This window comes from Stenotrophomonas sp. Ste86, assembly GCF_024519465.1.
Classification (GTDB): Bacteria; Pseudomonadota; Gammaproteobacteria; order Xanthomonadales; family Xanthomonadaceae; genus Stenotrophomonas.
This window is the reverse complement of sequence record NZ_JALJRW010000012.1, coordinates 76578-93377: the sequence shown is the minus strand read 5'-3', so window position 1 is coordinate 93377 and position 16800 is coordinate 76578. Positions and strand designations below refer to the sequence as shown.

The 16800-nt window shown below is 59.0% G+C and carries 12 protein-coding genes; 6 read left to right on the top strand and 6 right to left on the bottom strand.

Features of this window, described 5'->3' with window-relative positions; all coding sequences use genetic code 11:
* Window positions 1-7: 7 nt before the first annotated feature.
* From NR101_RS12340 to NR101_RS12320, 5 genes are all read right to left on the bottom strand, one after another.
* Window positions 8-196 carry a hypothetical protein gene (locus NR101_RS12340; RefSeq protein WP_256775096.1) on the bottom strand — a complete coding sequence of 63 codons (189 nt, stop codon included), beginning with the start codon at window positions 194-196 and terminating at the stop codon, window positions 8-10.
* Window positions 197-785: 589 nt separating this feature from the next.
* On the bottom strand, window positions 786-4460 hold the full coding sequence (locus NR101_RS12335; RefSeq protein WP_256775095.1) for a zeta toxin family protein: 3675 nt from the start codon (window positions 4458-4460) through the stop codon (window positions 786-788).
* Window positions 4461-4472: 12 nt separating this feature from the next.
* A complete protein-coding gene (locus tag NR101_RS12330) occupies window positions 4473-4805 on the bottom strand; it encodes a hypothetical protein (RefSeq protein WP_256775094.1) in 333 nt (110 codons plus the stop codon).
* Between the two features lie 911 nt (window positions 4806-5716).
* The gene (locus NR101_RS12325; protein ID WP_256775093.1) at window positions 5717-6049 is read right to left on the bottom strand and encodes a hypothetical protein; all 333 of its coding nucleotides are present in this window, start codon (window positions 6047-6049) and stop codon (window positions 5717-5719) included.
* 199 nt (window positions 6050-6248) lie between these two features.
* On the bottom strand, window positions 6249-6548 hold the full coding sequence (locus NR101_RS12320; protein WP_256775092.1) for a SymE family type I addiction module toxin: 300 nt from the start codon (window positions 6546-6548) through the stop codon (window positions 6249-6251).
* A 670-nt stretch (window positions 6549-7218) separates the two neighbouring features.
* On the opposite strand from NR101_RS12320, the gene NR101_RS12315 reads away from it, so the two are divergent.
* From NR101_RS12315 to dcm, 6 genes are all read left to right on the top strand, one after another.
* Entirely contained in the window at window positions 7219-9807 is a 2589-nt protein-coding gene (locus NR101_RS12315) for a Z1 domain-containing protein (RefSeq protein ID WP_256775091.1), read from the top strand.
* The gene (locus NR101_RS12310; RefSeq protein ID WP_256775090.1) at window positions 9788-10804 is read left to right on the top strand and encodes a PD-(D/E)XK motif protein; all 1017 of its coding nucleotides are present in this window, start codon (window positions 9788-9790) and stop codon (window positions 10802-10804) included. Before NR101_RS12315 ends, NR101_RS12310 begins: the two co-directional genes overlap by 20 nt.
* Window positions 10801-12648 (top strand): hypothetical protein, encoded by a 1848-nt coding sequence (locus tag NR101_RS12305; RefSeq protein WP_256775089.1) that lies wholly within the window; start codon window positions 10801-10803, stop codon window positions 12646-12648. Before NR101_RS12310 ends, NR101_RS12305 begins: the two co-directional genes overlap by 4 nt.
* Entirely contained in the window at window positions 12645-13556 is a 912-nt protein-coding gene (locus NR101_RS12300; protein WP_256775088.1) for a hypothetical protein, read from the top strand. The genes NR101_RS12305 and NR101_RS12300 overlap by 4 nt, the downstream gene beginning before the upstream one ends.
* A gap of 74 nt (window positions 13557-13630) precedes the next feature.
* Complete coding sequence (locus tag NR101_RS12295) at window positions 13631-14320, top strand: hypothetical protein (RefSeq protein WP_256775087.1); 690 nt, start codon at window positions 13631-13633, stop codon at window positions 14318-14320.
* Between the two features lie 53 nt (window positions 14321-14373).
* Window positions 14374-15918, top strand: coding sequence for a DNA (cytosine-5-)-methyltransferase (gene dcm, locus NR101_RS12290; protein WP_256775086.1), 1545 nt, complete (start codon window positions 14374-14376; stop codon window positions 15916-15918).
* Here dcm and NR101_RS12285 read toward each other — a convergent pair.
* The gene (locus NR101_RS12285) at window positions 15897-16355 is read right to left on the bottom strand and encodes a very short patch repair endonuclease (protein ID WP_256775085.1); all 459 of its coding nucleotides are present in this window, start codon (window positions 16353-16355) and stop codon (window positions 15897-15899) included. The genes dcm and NR101_RS12285 overlap by 22 nt on opposite strands.
* Window positions 16356-16800 lie beyond the last annotated feature (445 nt).

The following is a 16800-nucleotide window of genomic DNA, read 5'->3' as shown; positions in this document are numbered from 1 at the left end:
GAAGGACTCAATGCACCTCGCTGTCTCCTTGACGCGCTCGCCGGACCTGGCGCTCCCATTCCCGCGCGGGGTTCAGGCCCAGCGCCATGCAGCAGATTTCAAAGGAGGCCCGCCAGATGGGGCGACACAGCTCGGAGGAGCGGTGGAAGGCGTCGAAGATCTCGGCGAGGGTGAAGTGGGCGTTCTCCATGGTCATGGCGTGCACCGCGCATGCAGCGGGATGGAGGACTGCGCTACGGCCATACCGACTGTTGGGGTAGCCGGATTCAGAGGTTCGTGCATGTTGGCCACTCCTGACGGGAGGTGCTTTCGCCCGTGGGGGCGAAAGGGTGTCGGGAGGTTCGAAACCGCATATGATCGGCGGGCTTATTCCCCCCTTCCGGGGGTGTTTTATTAGCCGCCCTCCCGACGTATTGCACGTCGTTCTCGTCATATGTCGTGGAGTTTCGAAGCTCCACCTCCACCATGAATCGAGTAGGCAGGCCGAGTGAAGTGGAACTTATCTTTCACAGGGCCAGTTGCCAAAGGCAACAGCTATCAGGCTACTCCGGCGTGCGGCCATTCCACAGTTCTTGCGTGAACGACCCTGCGGTTTTACGAGGCGGGTTGCTGCCCTGCCCCGCCCGCCATGATCGCTGCATCCCGGTTGGTGTGAAATGAACCTTCCGGTGAGGTGACGCAATCAGCGCCTGGAGCGCAACTTGGCTCCGAACGGGTTCGCTCACACACGCGCTAACGAGCGCGCCCTGGGTCTCGCACACCCTTGAACGCTGTAGTGGCCGCACCTAGCCACCCATGCTTGCAGCCGTCATCTGCATTTCGTGCTGCACGCGTTGGTCTTCGTCCTGCTGCTGCAGCGCCTGCTGTTGCGCACGCGTCTGGCGCTCCTCTGCCACCGCATCGAACTGCTGCATGGACTCTTCCAAGGGCGTGGTAACGGCTTGTTGGGTCGACATCCCTGCACGCAGCTGCGCCGGATCGCCCATCTCGCCCTGGACGACGAACACGTTCTGCCCGGACCGGGCATCGGCCGTCGCTTGGCTCAACACCACGTGGTCGACGCGGTCCAGCCCGTTGTCCTTCGCCAGTACGAGCAGGCTGCCGGTCAGGCGCTCGCTCATCGCATCGGGTGTGCGGCCGTGCTGGGCGTCCAACTCGGCTACTCCCTCGCGGATCTGCTCGTAGAGTCGGTTGTCCGGGTGGTCCGGGTGCGCGGGTGACAGCTTCGCTGGCGCGGCGTGCTGTTGCTCAGGCAAGCGCGCAACGTCGAGTGGCTCGGCCGGGGGAATATCTGCAAGTTCCTCGCGCTCTGTTTCGCTGGAGATCGGCTGCCCTGCCTGCTCTGCCTGCCGCAGCAGGGCATCTTGGGCGTAGCTCTCTTCGCGATTGGACACAGGCGGCTGGGCGGTCTGCTCCAGCTCGGCTTCAGTCGATGGTTGGGTGAAGTGGTGTAGTGGAATCGCTTCTTCCGCAAGCGACTGCATCTGCTCGCGGGAATCCTCGTTTGCCGGCTGCCAGTCACTCGCAAGCTGGTCAGCGATGGGCTGCGGCTCAGTGATCTGAGGTGGGAGCTGATGGGTGTTGGCAATGGTGACCGCCTCCGGCTCAGATCCGCGCTGCGGCTCGTGCGCAGCTGGCACGGCAGCGCCTGGCTCCACATGGGCGGGCTGGAGGTTCATTGCGTCGGGAGCACTGGAGCCAGTAGGAGACATGGGCGGCGCTTCAGCTGTCTCCGGATGATTGGTCTGCGCCTGCGGCACTTGTCTGACCACCTCGTCTGCCGTGTCGACGGCTTGGCGCAGATCGGATTCCTCGGTTTCTCTCGACGCCTGCGCCCGCTCCGCCTCGGTGCGGCGTGCTTCGTCGTGGCGATCCATCTCAGAAGGCTGCGCACGATCGGGCTCCTTGGGGAGCGGTGCACTGATTGGCGGTATCGGGGCGGCGGCCATTGCCGGAGGAACGGTCGCCTCTACAGGTCCCGACTCCCGCTGCTGCGCCTCCGGCGCCAACGCCTCTTCAATGCGCTGATCAGCTATGCCCAGCGCAGCGGCGGCGGCGACTTGTTGCGCCTCGCCGATGGAGAGTCCCTCACGGTTCGCCTCGCGCAGTGCCTGTTCGTGGGCATCGCGCTCTTGGGCCGATAGTGCGGTGATGCGTAGCTCTGGGGAGTCCGGAACCGGTGGGCGGTCGACCCGCTGGGCCAACTCGCTATGGGCGTGTCTAATCTCGTCAGGGCTGGTAGTAGCAACTTTGTGCGCTATGCCGTCAGGGCCGGTCTGGTAATGGACGATGCCACTGTCGGCGCCGAACAGGCCCATCTCGCCACGCTCCAGCTCCTGCAGCGTCGCTCCGGTAACGCCATGGGAATCGCGTGAGCGCTGGGTCGCCAACTCGATAGCGGGCACCCAATCTTCCGGCACGCGCACACCGTACGTCTGGTATCGGTGGAGAAGCTCGTTCCGCTCCATCTCGGCAGGAGATGGTGCTGGCCGTGTTTGAAGCTCGGCAAGTGTTTCGTTTGCACGCTCCAACCAAGGCTGACGAAGCTGCCGAGTGAGTTCAAGCTCAAGAGCCAGATTGCCGCTCGCAACAACCCCCTCGTGAAGCCATTGCCCCGCCGCATTTCGGCGGTGGAGAATTCTGTCAGACCCGAGCACTGCATCCGGTTCTGCCTTGGCGTACTCCACTGCGGGCGGGATCGCATCGATGAAGTCCTGGGACCGCAGCACCGCATGCGTCTGCAGATAAGCGGCCGCCACCGCCTCGCGCCCGTCTGCAATGTTGCTCTCGATGCGGCGTATCGCCTCTTGGTCCAACTCCCGAGAGCGCGAGGGCGTCGCCATCTCAGAGGCATAGATGCTCCGGTCGTTGGCCCCCTCAACTCCGGTCTTTACCTGGCGAACCCATTGCTCACTCTGGGCATCCCGCTGCCAGTTCTGATTATCCAAGCCGCGTTGATCGCCGGGCCTCGCTGGGATATTGAAGGGGTCCTGAGGCGCCGACACCTTGCCGAGTGCTTGCTCTACGGCGGCAGCGCTCGCATATGCACCCAGCTCCCGCGCCTTCTCATAGTTCGCGCTTACATCGTGCTTGACCGGATTGTTCACGCCATCCTGCGTACGGTCCAAGGATGCCTCCCGCACCCAGTTACGGCCGTTGAACTCCCAATCTACGCCCGCTTTGTCGCGCTGATGGTAGACCGCATTGCTGTCATGCAGCGTTGCCGCTTTCTCGAAGGCTTTGGAAAAGAGGTAAGCATCTGCAGCCACAAGTGCGAGTGGGCCTGCCCCGGTACTTCCTACCAAGCTGGCTGCCAGCGCGCCGCCGGTCCACCCGCCGACACCGCGCGCGGCAAAATGCTTCAGTTCCGAACCAGCCGCAGCTGCGTTCTGTTCCTGCAACAGCTCGCCGACACGTTGGCCAGTCTCGTGCGCGTCGTAGGCGCTGGCCAAAAGTCCGAGACCCGCCATGCCTGCTGCTGCGCCTGCGCGCCTTAAGCCAGGGATTTCCGGATCAATGACAGGTGCACGGGCTGGAGGCGCGCCGGGACGGACAAGTTCGTCGATGGTGGCGCTGCCCTCCGCGCGGAGCGCTGCAAACTGCACGCTATTTGCGTCTGCCTGCTCTCGGAGCAGTCTGCCCCGCGTACCGGCATCCATGCCCGGGATGTCCTTTGCATGCTCCGGCAGGTCACGGTGCCACTCCGCCTGTCGAGCCCACTCACCACGTAGACGTTGTGATACCTCAGGATCACGGAGCCGTGCATTGCGCTCCTCGTCGAGTGCTTGACCGGGCTGACGCGGGTCGATGCGGCTGTCGTAGAGCTCTTTACCCTCGCGGTTAAAGATTCGAATGACAACATCACTACCGGCGTGGATCGTGTCCAAGCTCGCCGGTATCTTGTTGTAGATAGCGTCACGCGCGCCTTTTGGAACATGCCGACCGTATCCTTCAGCGTCCAGCCTGTCGGTGAACCGTCGATCAACCCCCAGCTCGCTTTCCAGCAAGGGGGTAGCTACGACTCGAACTTCGACTTGGTAGCCCTTGCTCTGCAGGTCCTTGATCAGCGATTCGGATGCCCATTGGCCGTTGCTCAGGGTGGTGTCAAAGATCAGGTTCTTTCTTTCAGAGACGCTAGCTTCCAACAACTCATCAGCCCAAGCGCCCGCATCTGCATGCGTCCGACCGGACCAAGTGAGCGGGTTTTCGCGGCGGAAATTGTCAACATTTGGATGGAAGTCGCGAAGTTCATCAGGATCTACCGTGATGACATCGCGGCCCAGCTCAGCGCTTGCTGCCCTTGACAGTCCACCTTTGCCCGACCCAGGCTGCCCGCCCAATATGACAGCCACAGGCTTTTCGTGGGAAGCAAGTGAGTCAAGATTGTACTGAGGAAAGATCTGCTCCCGAAGTATCCGAGCATGCTCCTCTTTCGTTAATGCATCATTCGCAGAAGCCATCCTGGCATATCCTTATGCGCCTTCGAAATACTGCAAAAATCCCTCATCACTAATCCAAACGTGCTTCAGTCGCACCTGCGACATCAAGCTGAATTTTACTTCTGCCGCTGCAATCAAAGTGGGGTCGCCACTGGCCTTTGCTTGCTCGAGTTCACGCCTTGCCTCGGACATAAAAGTGCCCAACCGCCCTTGTAGCGCCTCTGTGGCACGTTCCAGCCGAGGTATGATCGAAGGCGGTTCTGCCGCGACTACGTTCAGAACCTCCTGAAGACGATCTATATGATCCGGGTACTCCCTTAGCTTCTCAAGCAGCTTCGCAGGAACGGGAGGATTAAAAACTGTCATGATGGGGATCCCTCTTTATCGCAGCCGCTGCCTCGTCATTCATCATACGTTAGCCTAAACTCTGTCGCGCTCGTCATTTGAGTACAAGATCGATCCGCTAAACGGGATGTGGTGGTTCAGCACTTCCATATTCTTGCACTTCAATTTCACTGAGATGCCCGTACTTCACCGACGCCTTCCAAGACGGAGTGCACGAAGCTCCCGCCTGCTACCGCAGCATCATCTTCTTCAGCCCCGTCCGCCGCTTGGAAAGCACGCCGCATCCTCCGCCATGCCACCTTCTCCATGCGACGCGATCGACCCACCCGCCGCGCTGCATCGGCCCCGCAATAGTGTGCCGCCCAGACTACTAGGATAGGTATAGGAAAACCCTTACACCCACTGGTGCTTCCTTCATGGCGCCACGGCGGGCACCCCGGGCCACCGTCAACTTGGAATCTGTCGGGGCTCCGAGCACACCTCCTCGACTACGCTGAGGAAATCCGGTAGCGGGAATTTCATCCTTGCATCGAATTCCACAATTTTCGCAAGGTAGAAGAACTCAACCTCGAGTACGCCATCGCGCTCTCCCTATCAATACGACAGAGGATCTGAGACCGGAATGAAATCTCCGCCGCGAGCGACTCGAAGTTGTTCAAACTGACGAAGTCGACCGAGAAATTAGTCATGACTCACCCGTTTGCTTGTATCAAGGAATATGGTGAACGTCTCGTCAGCCTCGTATCGGGCTACTGGCCGATCGAACTCCGGCATTGTGCGTCATCAACGCCAAGACTTGTTCTCAAGGCGTCCTTGTTCGCCTCAGCACCCACTCTAACACCTGTCGAGGGCGCGCCTCGGTAGATATCGTAAACGGGAAGGACGGCGGCGGCGCAGCGCCCTCCTTCCCTATAGGGAGTTCTCCTCGACCCTCACCCCACACCAAACGGACAGCATCCCCACCCCTGCTGCCGCCGTGCCATCTCCTCCAAATCCCGGTCACCGCTCGAAACCCCCGGCGCCTCCTCCAACGGCGCCTCGCCCACCGCCGGCGCATCCAGCGCCACCGACGCCGCTGCGCGTCTCACCGCTTCAAGCTTTCGGCCCACAGCGACCGCCTCTGCATCGGACTGCGTGGCCACGTACTCCCGCATCAACTGCCGCAGCACCTGTGCGGCGGGTCGTTGTTGGCGCTCGGCCGCTTCCTGGAAGCTGGCGCGCAAGCCGGCCTCCATCTGTAGCTGCATGAAGACACTCTTACTCATGAGTTGCTCCCACTGCTGGGTAGTGAAACACAATGCACAGCCACACCGCACCAGACGTGCAGCGATGTGCTCGCGTTTGCCTGTCATCGCGCGGTGCTGCCGAACCCCCGCACGCACCGGCGCCATCTGGCCATGGGCCCTGCACGGGCTGGCGGGCCATGGCCGTACAGCGGCCCACCGCGCGGGTGGGCGCTGCCGCTCAGCGGGATTGCCGCTGCAACTTCCTGGGGATCTTTGGGGGCACCACCACCGGCCGCTCCACCACCGTAAGGGTGATGCTGCCGTGCGTGGCCTCCACCTTCAGGCGAGCGCCCACGTCGAAGCCGAGCTTGTCCAGCCAGCGGCCGCGCAGCTTGAGGTAGGGAACAATCTCGGTGGGACCGCACTCTTCGCGATCCGGGTACGTCAGCGCGCCTACCCGGTAGCTGCGTGCGGGGCGGGCGTAGGGTTTGCGCTTGGGGCGCGCGTCATCGGGTTCGTCTTCCCACGGCGTCAACATGTTGGACCTCCTGCAGGGCTTGCCCTTGCCGGGATGGCAAGGGCGTCGGGAGGTTAGAAACCGTCTAGCAGGAACCGGCGGGCGTATTTCCACGAGGGTGTTGTATTAGCCACCCTCCCGACAAAGAGACGTCCAACATTTTCCTGCTAGAGGAGTTTCTACGCTCCGATGAACACCATGCGCGTTGGTGCTGAGGATGGGAAATTGCTTGTTGCTGTTGATCTGGCTGAGGTTGGTTGACTAAGCCTTTGGTGCGTCGCAAATGACCTAGTGGCGCCTCAGAAGCGGCTGCAGGGGTGCTATCAGCGACGCCAGCGCTCGCGCTAATGCTCTCCTGCATAGACGCCTTGGGGCATCCAAGCAACTAACGTGCCACTTGCGTCACCATGGATCGAGTCAGGGTCACCTTGAAAGGACACGCGACAGCTCTACCCACCAGAGGCCCAAGTGCGCATATCTCTTCAGGATCATTGCCCTTCGCAGATGTTCCTAGGGTCCTGGAAGTTTCTCACCCGTCCAGCCTCGGTTGCGTAGATAGCCACAGTCGATGACAATCGGAATAGCGAGTCACAGCCCACTAAACGCTGCAGACTTTTCTGAAGGGCATGGATGCTGCAGGGGGCACATCCAGCCCAGCATTCTGTTGCCCCCGACAGCGCAGGATGCCGTCTTGAAGACCCAGGTTGACGCTTTTTCGGACATGATTCGGGCAAAGCTCCCGAGCTACGATACTTTGGATAATGCCGTACAGGCCCTTCGCCAAACTCTCGAAGTGGTCATGGGGGTCTTTCCAGCGGATGTTGAGGCGAATTTCCAGGCAGCGACAGAAGCCGTTCGGGCATCGTTCCAGAAAGTTGAAGTTCTGCGAAAGAACTCACTGATCAAGCCTAAACCGGCTTGGTATACCGGTCCGTCAGAACAAGACAGGCATTGGCCAGCTCTGTTGGGTTACCTCCGGGAGGTCAAGAACTGGAAGGACGCATCCGAGTCACTTGACGAGTCATCGTCGGAGATCGTATCGCTGCTCGCCAATCCTGCGGACGACTCATTCCAATGCCGGGGCCTGGTGGTCGGCTATGTCCAATCAGGCAAGACGGCAAACATGACCGCGGTCATCGCAAAGGCCGTTGATGCTGGCTACAACTTGATAATTTTGCTCGGTGGCGTGACGAACAAGCTTCGTGCGCAAACCCAGAGGCGCATCGAAAGCGATGTAGTTGAAAGACACAGAACGCTGTGGCAGATGTACACAACGACTGAGGACGCCGGCGACTTCATCAAACCTGCCAATGACCAGTTTGTCATGCCGCACAAGGGCGGCGCCCAGTTGGTGGTGATGAAGAAAGAATCGACGCGGCTCGACAAGCTGCTCGAGACTGTCACTAGAACGCCGCCACCAATCATGCGGAAGCTCAAGGCGCTGATCATTGACGATGAGTGCGATCAGGCATCCGTCAATGCCGGCGCCGACGACGAAGAAATGACGCGCATCAACGAGGCAATTCGGCGGTTGATTGCTGCCTTGCCGTGCGTCTCTTACGTTGGTTACACAGCAACGCCATTCGCCAACGTGTTCATCAATCCGTTCCCGGACAGAGCAGACAAGCTGGACGACCTGTACCCCGAGGACTTCATCACTGCGCTTCCGCGCCCCAAAGGGTATTTCGGCACACTTGAGGTGTTTGGCAGCTCCGACACTTCAGCCGATGATGATGAAGTAGATTTTGGACGGGACATGTTCCGCTCGATTCCCCCTGAGGAGCTAGGAAAACTGACGCCGAAGGGAAAGGGCGCCCACAAGTCCTTCATGCCGGATGTAACGCTTCAGCTACAGAAGGCCATCGCCTGGTTCCTGATCTCATGCGCCATTCGCAGGACGCGCGGGCAACAGAATGACCACATGACGATGCTGGTACATACGTCTGCGTATGTGGCACAGCATGAGAACATGGACAAGGCGATTCGAGCGTGGATTTCGAAGAATAGCGATGAAATCAGGTCCGTCAGCGGCGCTGCCGGGCAGCTCTTGAGAGACGTTTTTGCTGAAGAGATTGTCAGAAGCCCCCTCTCTGCGGACGCACCGACGGACTACCTCGAATCGTCACTTAAAGACGCCCTTGGCGAGGTTTTAGATGCGCTAGAACTCGTGGTGGAGAACGGGGAGAGCTTGGAACGTCTCGATTTTACGAACGGTGCCAGAACCTACATTGTAGTCGGCGGCTCTGTCCTTGCTCGCGGTCTCACACTCGAAGGCCTTTGCGTATCCTTCTTCCTGAGAACCTCTCAGCAATACGACACACTCCTTCAGATGGGCCGCTGGTTTGGCTTCCGAAAGGGTTACGAGGACTTGCCGAGACTTTGGACGACAACGGATCTCATATCCAACTTCCGGGCCCTAGCTCAGGTTGAGGAAGAGATCCGAAAAGAGATCTCTGTCTACAGGACGGCCGAAGTAAGCCCCCTGGATTTCGCTGTGAAAGTTCGCTCAATCCCTGGGTTGGCCATCACCTCTGCAGCCAAGATGAGGCATGTAATCAGGACCAGCATCAGCTTCGATGGGAAGCATGAACAGACCACCCGATTCAATCATAAGGATAGCGACGTAGTCCTGAAAAACTGGCAGGCCGCCTCGTCTCTGGTTGATCACCTTGTAAGCGAAGGCTATCAGAGGGTAAAGCCTCGCGTCTTTGCAAAGGTGCCCATGGCGGTAGTCCGCAAGTTCCTGGTGAGCTACAGCATGTGCGATAAGCAGCTCAACCTGAACAAAGAGCTGCTACTAGGCTACCTGGATGCATCGGCTGGGCGGATGCCCGCATGGAACGTCGCCATCATGAGCGCGGATGGTAAAGCGGAACCCGTCTCGCTTGGCAAGATCGGCGACATCGTACCGTTCATTCGTTCTCGTCTGCGCGAGCCATCGGACTATGCCGACATCAAGGCGCTGATGTCCAAGCACGACGTGTTGGAAGACGTTGCTGGAGCCAAAGCGAAGGGTTCGTCGAGCTGGGATGAATTGAAGCTGTTGCGCGCTGACGTCCCGCTGCTGCTTGTGTATCCGATCGATCAGCTATCCGCACCCATGAAGGCTACGGATCGCCGTGTGCCACTCGATGCAAGGGGACCTCTCATCGGCCTCGGCTTTGTATTTCCGGGCAACAGAGACAAATCCGGCAGCTACTACAGCGTGGAGCTAAGCGTCCCTACGCCTGATCAGCTGGAGGACGATGCCTCCAACGAGCATGAAGACGCCGATGCCTAAGACTCCTCATGAGCACTGGCTGGGTCTTCGCGAACGTAGTCGCGGAGATACACGAGCTGAAGTTTCAACAGTCGCCGGCGACGCGGATACGGGTTTCGGCCCTGTCCGCTTCGCCCTTACAGAGATGGCAAGCCCCCGGCTTCTTGTCCCCATAGCATCTTCTACCGCCAACCTGCAGGTGAGTACGCTGAGCGGGCCTAGCGTCGAGGTCCGCATCTCCCGCCTCTCCCTGGACGGTGCTGCTTCCGTGTATTTGGATATCAGTCTGCGTGAGCCTCGGCTACATCAGCTTTTCGGTGAGCTTTGTACAGAGATGGTGTCACGTATCGCTGCGGGCACTTCGCCTGTCGATTCAGTGAAGAGCACTATCGAGGACTACCGCGCGCTGCTGGCGGAAAGCCAAGACCAGAGCATTAGCAGGAATAGTCTAGTCGGACTCCTTGGCGAGCTGATGATGCTACTCGAAGGTGCCAAGAGAAGCTCGACCGCTGTTGAGTCGTGGACCGGACCTACGGGGCAACGCCATGACTTCCGCGGAAGGCATGGCGCCCTCGAAGTCAAATCAACAGGCTACAAGCAGCGAACGACCATTCGTATTCATGGCATTGAGCAGCTCTGTCCTCCGTCAGATGCCCCACTTTGGCTGGCTCATGTCGTGCTGGAGAGCTCTCAGGCAGGCAACATTCACGTAGCAGCGCTATACAACGAACTCGTAGCGGTTGGTGTTCCCTCAACCATGCTTCTCACTCGCCTGGCCTCGCTTGGCTGCAATGATCCGTTGGCGCCAGAATGGAACGCGGCCAAGTTCTCCTTTGAGGGTATGAGCCTTTACTCGGTGAACGACCGCTTTCCACGCCTCATGCTTCCGTCCACCGCAGATGGCTCGACCCCGCCTGGCATCAGCGAGATCGAGTACACCGTTGATCTGTCGGCGGCAGTAGAACAGATGCTGCCGGTCGCTCACCACGATGACGTCTTGAGGGCCGTCTTTGAATGAATTTGAATCTTTATAGCGAGCCGTTCTCGAAGAATGGGAACCTTGCGGGCGAGGGTTTCAAGCGTCTGCTCGGGCGTCCAAACCTCGATCTTTTACAAACTCTTGTTCGTGAGAGTCTTCAGAACGTCATTGACGCAACCCTGCCCGGCTTTGCACCGGAGGCGAGGATCAGGCTCCGGCGACTTCGCATCGAAGAGCGAGCTGCCCTGACCGGGGTGGTCCTCGCGACTCTCCCACAAGGGCTTGCGTCCCGCGACGCGCTGCAAAACTCCACTGAGAAGGAGGAGCTTTGGGTTTTGGAGATCGCGGACTTTGGCACTGTGGGCCTGTCCGGGCCAACCGAAGCCGATGTCCCTCCAGCGCCCGATGAGCGAGCGAACTTCGTCAACTTTCTCAAGAATGTTGGTGCAGCGCGTGATAGCCATCAGGGTGGAGGTACGTACGGTTACGGCAAAAGCTCGCTGTATGGAATGAGCACCTGCTCTCTAGTCCTTGTCGATAGCCAGACGTTTGAGCTTGGCCGGCCGGTAAGGCGCTTCATGGCGTGTCATCTGGGTGATGCATTCGACGTTGATTCTTCAACTCCAGGGCCCAGGCGATTCACGGGACGTCATTGGTGGGGCATGTCTGGTGAAGGTGACAGTATTGCTCCTGCTACAGATGAGAACGCCATCGCGCTCAGCAAGTCGCTTGGCATCTTCCCTAGGGCCGAGACAGACAGCGGTACATCAATTGTCATCCTTGATCCAGAGTTGGACTTCTCTTCGCTTGAGAAGCTCGGGCCGGAACTCGTTACCTGTGTACTGCTGAATTTTTGGCCAAGAATGGCACAGACGACGAATGCGGATCGACGCCTGCATGTGACGATCGAGATCGACGGCGAAACGATCGAGATGCCTAGCCCTGAAGCATTCCCTCCACTTGATCTGTTCTGCAGGGCATTGGCGGATGTGCGTACTGGAAGCGCCAACCTTCACAAGATCAAGTCGCAGCGTCCAGCCAAGGACCTTGGCCGCCTTGCGTTCGCGCCCGGTTTATCCGCGCCTCGCCATCCGCTTTGTGCACCGGGCAGCTCCGATGTCTTGGTGAACTCATCCCACATCGCGGTGATGCGGCCGGTGGAGCTTGTGGTCAAGTACATCCGAGGGAGTGCCTATCCAGATCCCACCTTGGAATGGGCGGGTGTCTTTGTCTGCTCCAAAGACCCAGAGGTGGAAGAGGCATTTGCTCAAGCTGAACCTCCTACTCACGACGACTGGGTTCCAAATAACCTTCCGAAAGGGAGGCAACAGACAATGGTGCGCGTGGGAATGCGGGATTTGCGTATTCACGCGGATAACTTTGTCCCTGTCAGATCACTTGAACGCTCTGCCGATGCAGGTGGACCAAGCCTTGCTGCGACCTCTGGACAGATGGGAAAGTTCCTTGGTCCCGTCAGCTCGCGTGGCGCAGGGAAACCGACCGCGCCTGGGCGCATCGCCGCTTCAGTGAAGAAGGGCGTTCGCGTTACAGCACTCGAAATGATTGGCCTTTCGATCGCAGCTGATGGCAGCCGCGTTGCCAACTTCCATGCCGATCTTTTTAACGATGGAAGCAAGGGGCCCATCTCAGTGTTGATTGAACCCAAGCTGGTCGTTGACGGCGGTGGAATCGATGCGGTCGGCGTGCCAGACCACTTGATTCCCACGGTTCAATGCGTCGCGTTACCCTCCCATGGATTGATGACCGCTGACAATGCGCTTGCAGTGGGCCTTCTGGAGGGTCAGATCACCGCATCGATCAGACTTGTCGAAGGTGCCGCTATTACGGCTGGGGCTCGCATCCTGGAAGGAGTTGAGTCATGAGCCGAATCGCTTACCCTTTCCTTCGCATACCTGATGAAGCCATCGAATTTACCGGATGGCATATTGGGGACGTGGGCTTGCCGCTGTTCCCGGCAACGGAGATTCTGGAGGACTGGGACTACGCCAGGGACCTGACCTTGAGCGGCAGCGTCACTGTCGACTGGGAGGCTGCATCAGCGGGCATTGGTTTTGGAGACGGGGACTGGTTGGCGCTCGCGCAGTTGAGTATCGGTACTGGTCAAGGTCACCTTCCTCGATTGGTTCGGAATATTGCCAGCCATCGGCTCTCGAAGGATTCGACGTCGGCCTTGTTCGAGGTTCTCGTTCCAGGACAGTCCCTCTCGGCACAGTTGATAGCCCGTCTGGACATCATTCTGCTGAAATCCTCTGCCTCGGCGTCGGAACTCTCTCCAGTCGCAAAGGGCTCCCGGCTGTGGCGCGAGGAATTGGACGTCATCATCGAGGACGGTGGCAATGCGAGATTCCCTGTTTCGTCCATCAGCTTTCAAGCGGCGTTCGCAGACAAGCCCCATCAGTTCGCACCATGGTATGTGGACTGGCGCCCGGAAGATCTCTTCGGTGACTTCTCGTCAAAGGTGGTGCTGTACGTGAACTCCGATGATGAACTCTTCCTTGAGCGATTCACGCAGGGTGAGCGCCTCACCGTCCAGGCGGTTCTGGGTGGCGTAGCTGCTCAGATGTGCTCCACCGTTCTTCTGCACAACACCGATGAGCTTGATTTTGATCTGTTCGAGGAAGGATCCGTCGGCGGGGTCCTGCGGCACTGGCTTCACCAGGCGTTCCCTGACGAAAACGGAGTCGCCTCACTGGTCCGGCTGCTCCACAACAACCCAGGGGCGTTTAATGCCGCAATGATTGCGGTGGCGGATATGGGAGACAGATCTTGACGAGCGTTGATCTACTACCGCGACTGTCCCGGGTTGGAGTTAACAGCGTTTTGAGGGACTTGAGCCCAGAGTTCGTGTCCGAAGACGCCTTAGCCTACTTGAACGAACATGCGTCTTTCACAAGCTATGCTGCAAGCGGCGGTGTCCGTGCTCAGCGTGCGTCGCCTACGATCGCCGACTTGATACGCGCTGTGGCTATCGAATGTGGATTTCCTTCTTCATCGGGCCTAACGGTCAGAGCGAAGTTTGATCGCGATGCAGCTATTGCGCTCGCTGCTGTGCAGGAGCTATCCGGCGCGGAGGGGCTGAGAGATGACGTCTGGGCATACCTGACCACGGCACTCCTCCCTGATGTGGCTCGCTGGCGTTTTCCCAGTGCTACTGAGGATCGCTTCCACGGAGGCGCTCGTAACACGCTCCAGCGCCTTCACATGCGCTCGCGGGCGCTCGACCTTGGTGAGGACGCGGGCGTAGACCGATGGAGGCTGCTGAGAGCACTCACCGAGGACGCGCATGTCGCCATCTTTGAACGTCCATCAATAGGGGGCAACCCCATTCTTGCGCAAGCGATTGCACGCCAGTGGATCTTGTCGAGTAGTGCCGTGGGCAAGGCGGCGATGGAAGGCGTGATGCGGCACGCGATCAAGATTCTGCGCCTGGGGTATCAGGTTTTCGAGCTGAGTATTTTGGATGAAGATGAGCTGACTGCTGCGGTTGGATTGGTGTTTTCGGAAGCAGCTGGCCTATCCTCCCCTGCCAGCTAGTTTTGGTTGAATTGCGGCCCCGAGCGTGCGATCCTGGCGCCGCTCCAGGGCGCATGGGCGCCCTGCTCATTCTTGTGAAGTCAGGCATGCACATCCCAGTAGTCGACATCTTCGCTGGCCCAGGTGGCTTGGGCGAAGGATTTTCTGCCTACACGGCACCTCGAAACGCCAGGCATCAACCGTTCAAGATCGCCATCTCGGCAGAGATGGAAGTGAATGCGGCCAAAACTCTCCGTCTGCGCGCCTTCTACAGGCAGTTCGCTCCGGGGAAGGCGCCTACTAGCTACTACGACTACGTTGCCGGTCGAGCCGCAGCGCCGTGGACGGATGCGACTGAGAGTCAGTGGGCGGCTGCCGGCCACGAAGCACGACAGCTGAAACTGGGCGAGCCGGCCGATGACAAGGAGCTGCATGCCCGTATCCGCGAGGTTGCGGCAGAGGGCGATCCTTGGGTCCTTATAGGCGGACCTCCCTGCCAAGCCTACTCCCTGGTAGGGCGCGCCCGAAATCGCGGCGTTGTGGGCTACAAGGCGGAGGAGGACCCCAGGCACTTCCTGTACAAGCACTACCTGAAAATTCTGAGGAACTACTCGCCTGCTGCGTTCGTAATGGAGAACGTAAAGGGCATACTGTCGTCGAAGGTGGGCGGGGAGCTCATGTTCCCGCGCATTCTGGAAGATCTCCGTGCTCCAGGCGGACGGAATGGGCCGAAGTACAAAATACTGCCGCTCGTTGAGGAGCAAAATGGACTATTTGATGATGAGGACGGGCGCCGTTACATCCTGAGGGCCGAAGAGCTCGGGGTTCCTCAAGCGCGTCACCGTGTTGTCCTTTTCGGTGTTCGTGAGGATGTCGAGATCGGTTCGGTACGCCAGATTCGGCGCGCTGCGGGCCAGTACGGCGTCGGGGATGTTCTGGCCGGCATGCCAAAGCTCCGAAGCGGGATCACCAATGTCGAGTTCGATGATTGGCCTGCCGCCGCACGTGAAGTGCTACGGCATGCGGCCGAGCTTTCGGACGATGCGAAGGTCAGTCGGGAGCTCAAGGACCAGGCGAAGCTTGTGGCGAGCTCAGATGCCGGTCCGGGCGGGAGGTCCATGCCCAAAGCAGCGTCGGCAGACAGTGTGCCTGAACATCTGAAGTCTTGGCTTCTGGACCAGCGACTTGGGCACATCCTCAATCATGAGGTCCGCCCACACATGTGGATGGACTTGGTCCGTTATGGCTATGCGTCCGCATTTACCAAGATCCATGGTCGCGCCCCTCGAGGATCTTCAGAGTTCCCCGAGGCGATGCATCCCAATCATGAGAATTGGACCAGCGGCAAATTTGTCGATCGATTTAAAGTCCAGGCGTGGGAACACCCCAGCTCCACTGTAACCAGCCATCTTTCGAAGGATGGGCACTATTTTATCCACCCTGATCCTGCGCAATTAAGGAGCCTATCTGTTCGGGAAGCGGCGCGTCTTCAGACCTTCCCCGACAACTATTTCTTCGAGGGATCTCGGGGCGCTCAGTTCCGTCAAGTAGGCAATGCAGTGCCGCCGTGGATGGCAAGACAGATTGCTGATGTTGTCTATTCGGCACTGGGATCTTGATCAGAGGAGAATTCGTGGAACGATCTATCTGACAGCACGAAGTCGTGAAGCGCAGCCAGCGTCGTCTCACTTGAGCGGCGCAGGGCACACTCCCATACCACCGCGACTCGCCATCCCCTCATCAACAATGCTCGTTGTGACGCCTCGTCGCGGGTACGATTTTTTTCAAGCTTGCTGATCCAGAACTCACGCCTCGTACCAGGTGTTGTTGCGTATCGGCAGTCGCGGTGGCGATGCCAGAAACAACCATGGACAAAGACGACTACGTTGTGACGCGTGAACACAAGGTCCGGCGACCCTACAAGTTTCTTGTCATGAAGCCGATAGCGAAGTCCGCAAGCGTGTAGGTACTTCCTGACAATAAGCTCGGGCTTGGTGTTCTTCCCTTTTATACCCGACATCATGAGAGCGCGCTTCTCTCTGGACACGATGTCCATGGCCTTCTCCTCTTAGTCATAGATCACCCGACGCACCGCCCTAACTAGCAGCCGGGTTGAGAGTGCGCGCTGATCTAGGAACATGAGACCGAAACGCCCGTGTCAGAAGTGTGTACGACGGAGACATCGTGATGATCCGCGATGGCCAGATCAGGCTCTCCAAGAGGGTCGTGGCGACGCGTAGTACAGATAAAGATCCGTCCGCGCAACTAACTCATCACCCGCCATTCCGGCTTCGTGTTCTTGGATCCGAGACTAGACATGATGTTTGACCGCGTAGCACCATCTACGGCATAGGGATACCTAGTCTCACCATTTCGACGCGCAGCAAACCAAGCTAGCGCGGGTTGGGCTCCAGAAAACTGGAAAGGAAATTGAGCACCTTCGATCCCGAGGCCGCTGGAGCAGCCAAGCCCTACGATCTCCTGCGTTCGTCAGGCGTCCA

Coding starts and splice junctions, on each gene's coding strand:
- dcm (WP_256775086.1), top strand. CDS start 14,374: ATGGGCGCCCTGCTCATTCTTGTGAAGTCAGGCATGCACATCCCAGTA.
- NR101_RS12305 (WP_256775089.1), top strand. CDS start 10,801: ATGAATTTGAATCTTTATAGCGAGCCGTTCTCGAAGAATGGGAACCTT.
- NR101_RS12325 (WP_256775093.1), bottom strand. CDS start 6,049: ATGAGTAAGAGTGTCTTCATGCAGCTACAGATGGAGGCCGGCTTGCGC.
- NR101_RS12300 (WP_256775088.1), top strand. CDS start 12,645: ATGAGCCGAATCGCTTACCCTTTCCTTCGCATACCTGATGAAGCCATC.
- NR101_RS12340 (WP_256775096.1), bottom strand. CDS start 196: ATGACCATGGAGAACGCCCACTTCACCCTCGCCGAGATCTTCGACGCC.
- NR101_RS12330 (WP_256775094.1), bottom strand. CDS start 4,805: ATGACAGTTTTTAATCCTCCCGTTCCTGCGAAGCTGCTTGAGAAGCTA.
- NR101_RS12310 (WP_256775090.1), top strand. CDS start 9,788: ATGAAGACGCCGATGCCTAAGACTCCTCATGAGCACTGGCTGGGTCTT.
- NR101_RS12285 (WP_256775085.1), bottom strand. CDS start 16,355: ATGGACATCGTGTCCAGAGAGAAGCGCGCTCTCATGATGTCGGGTATA.
- NR101_RS12320 (WP_256775092.1), bottom strand. CDS start 6,548: ATGTTGACGCCGTGGGAAGACGAACCCGATGACGCGCGCCCCAAGCGC.
- NR101_RS12335 (WP_256775095.1), bottom strand. CDS start 4,460: ATGGCTTCTGCGAATGATGCATTAACGAAAGAGGAGCATGCTCGGATA.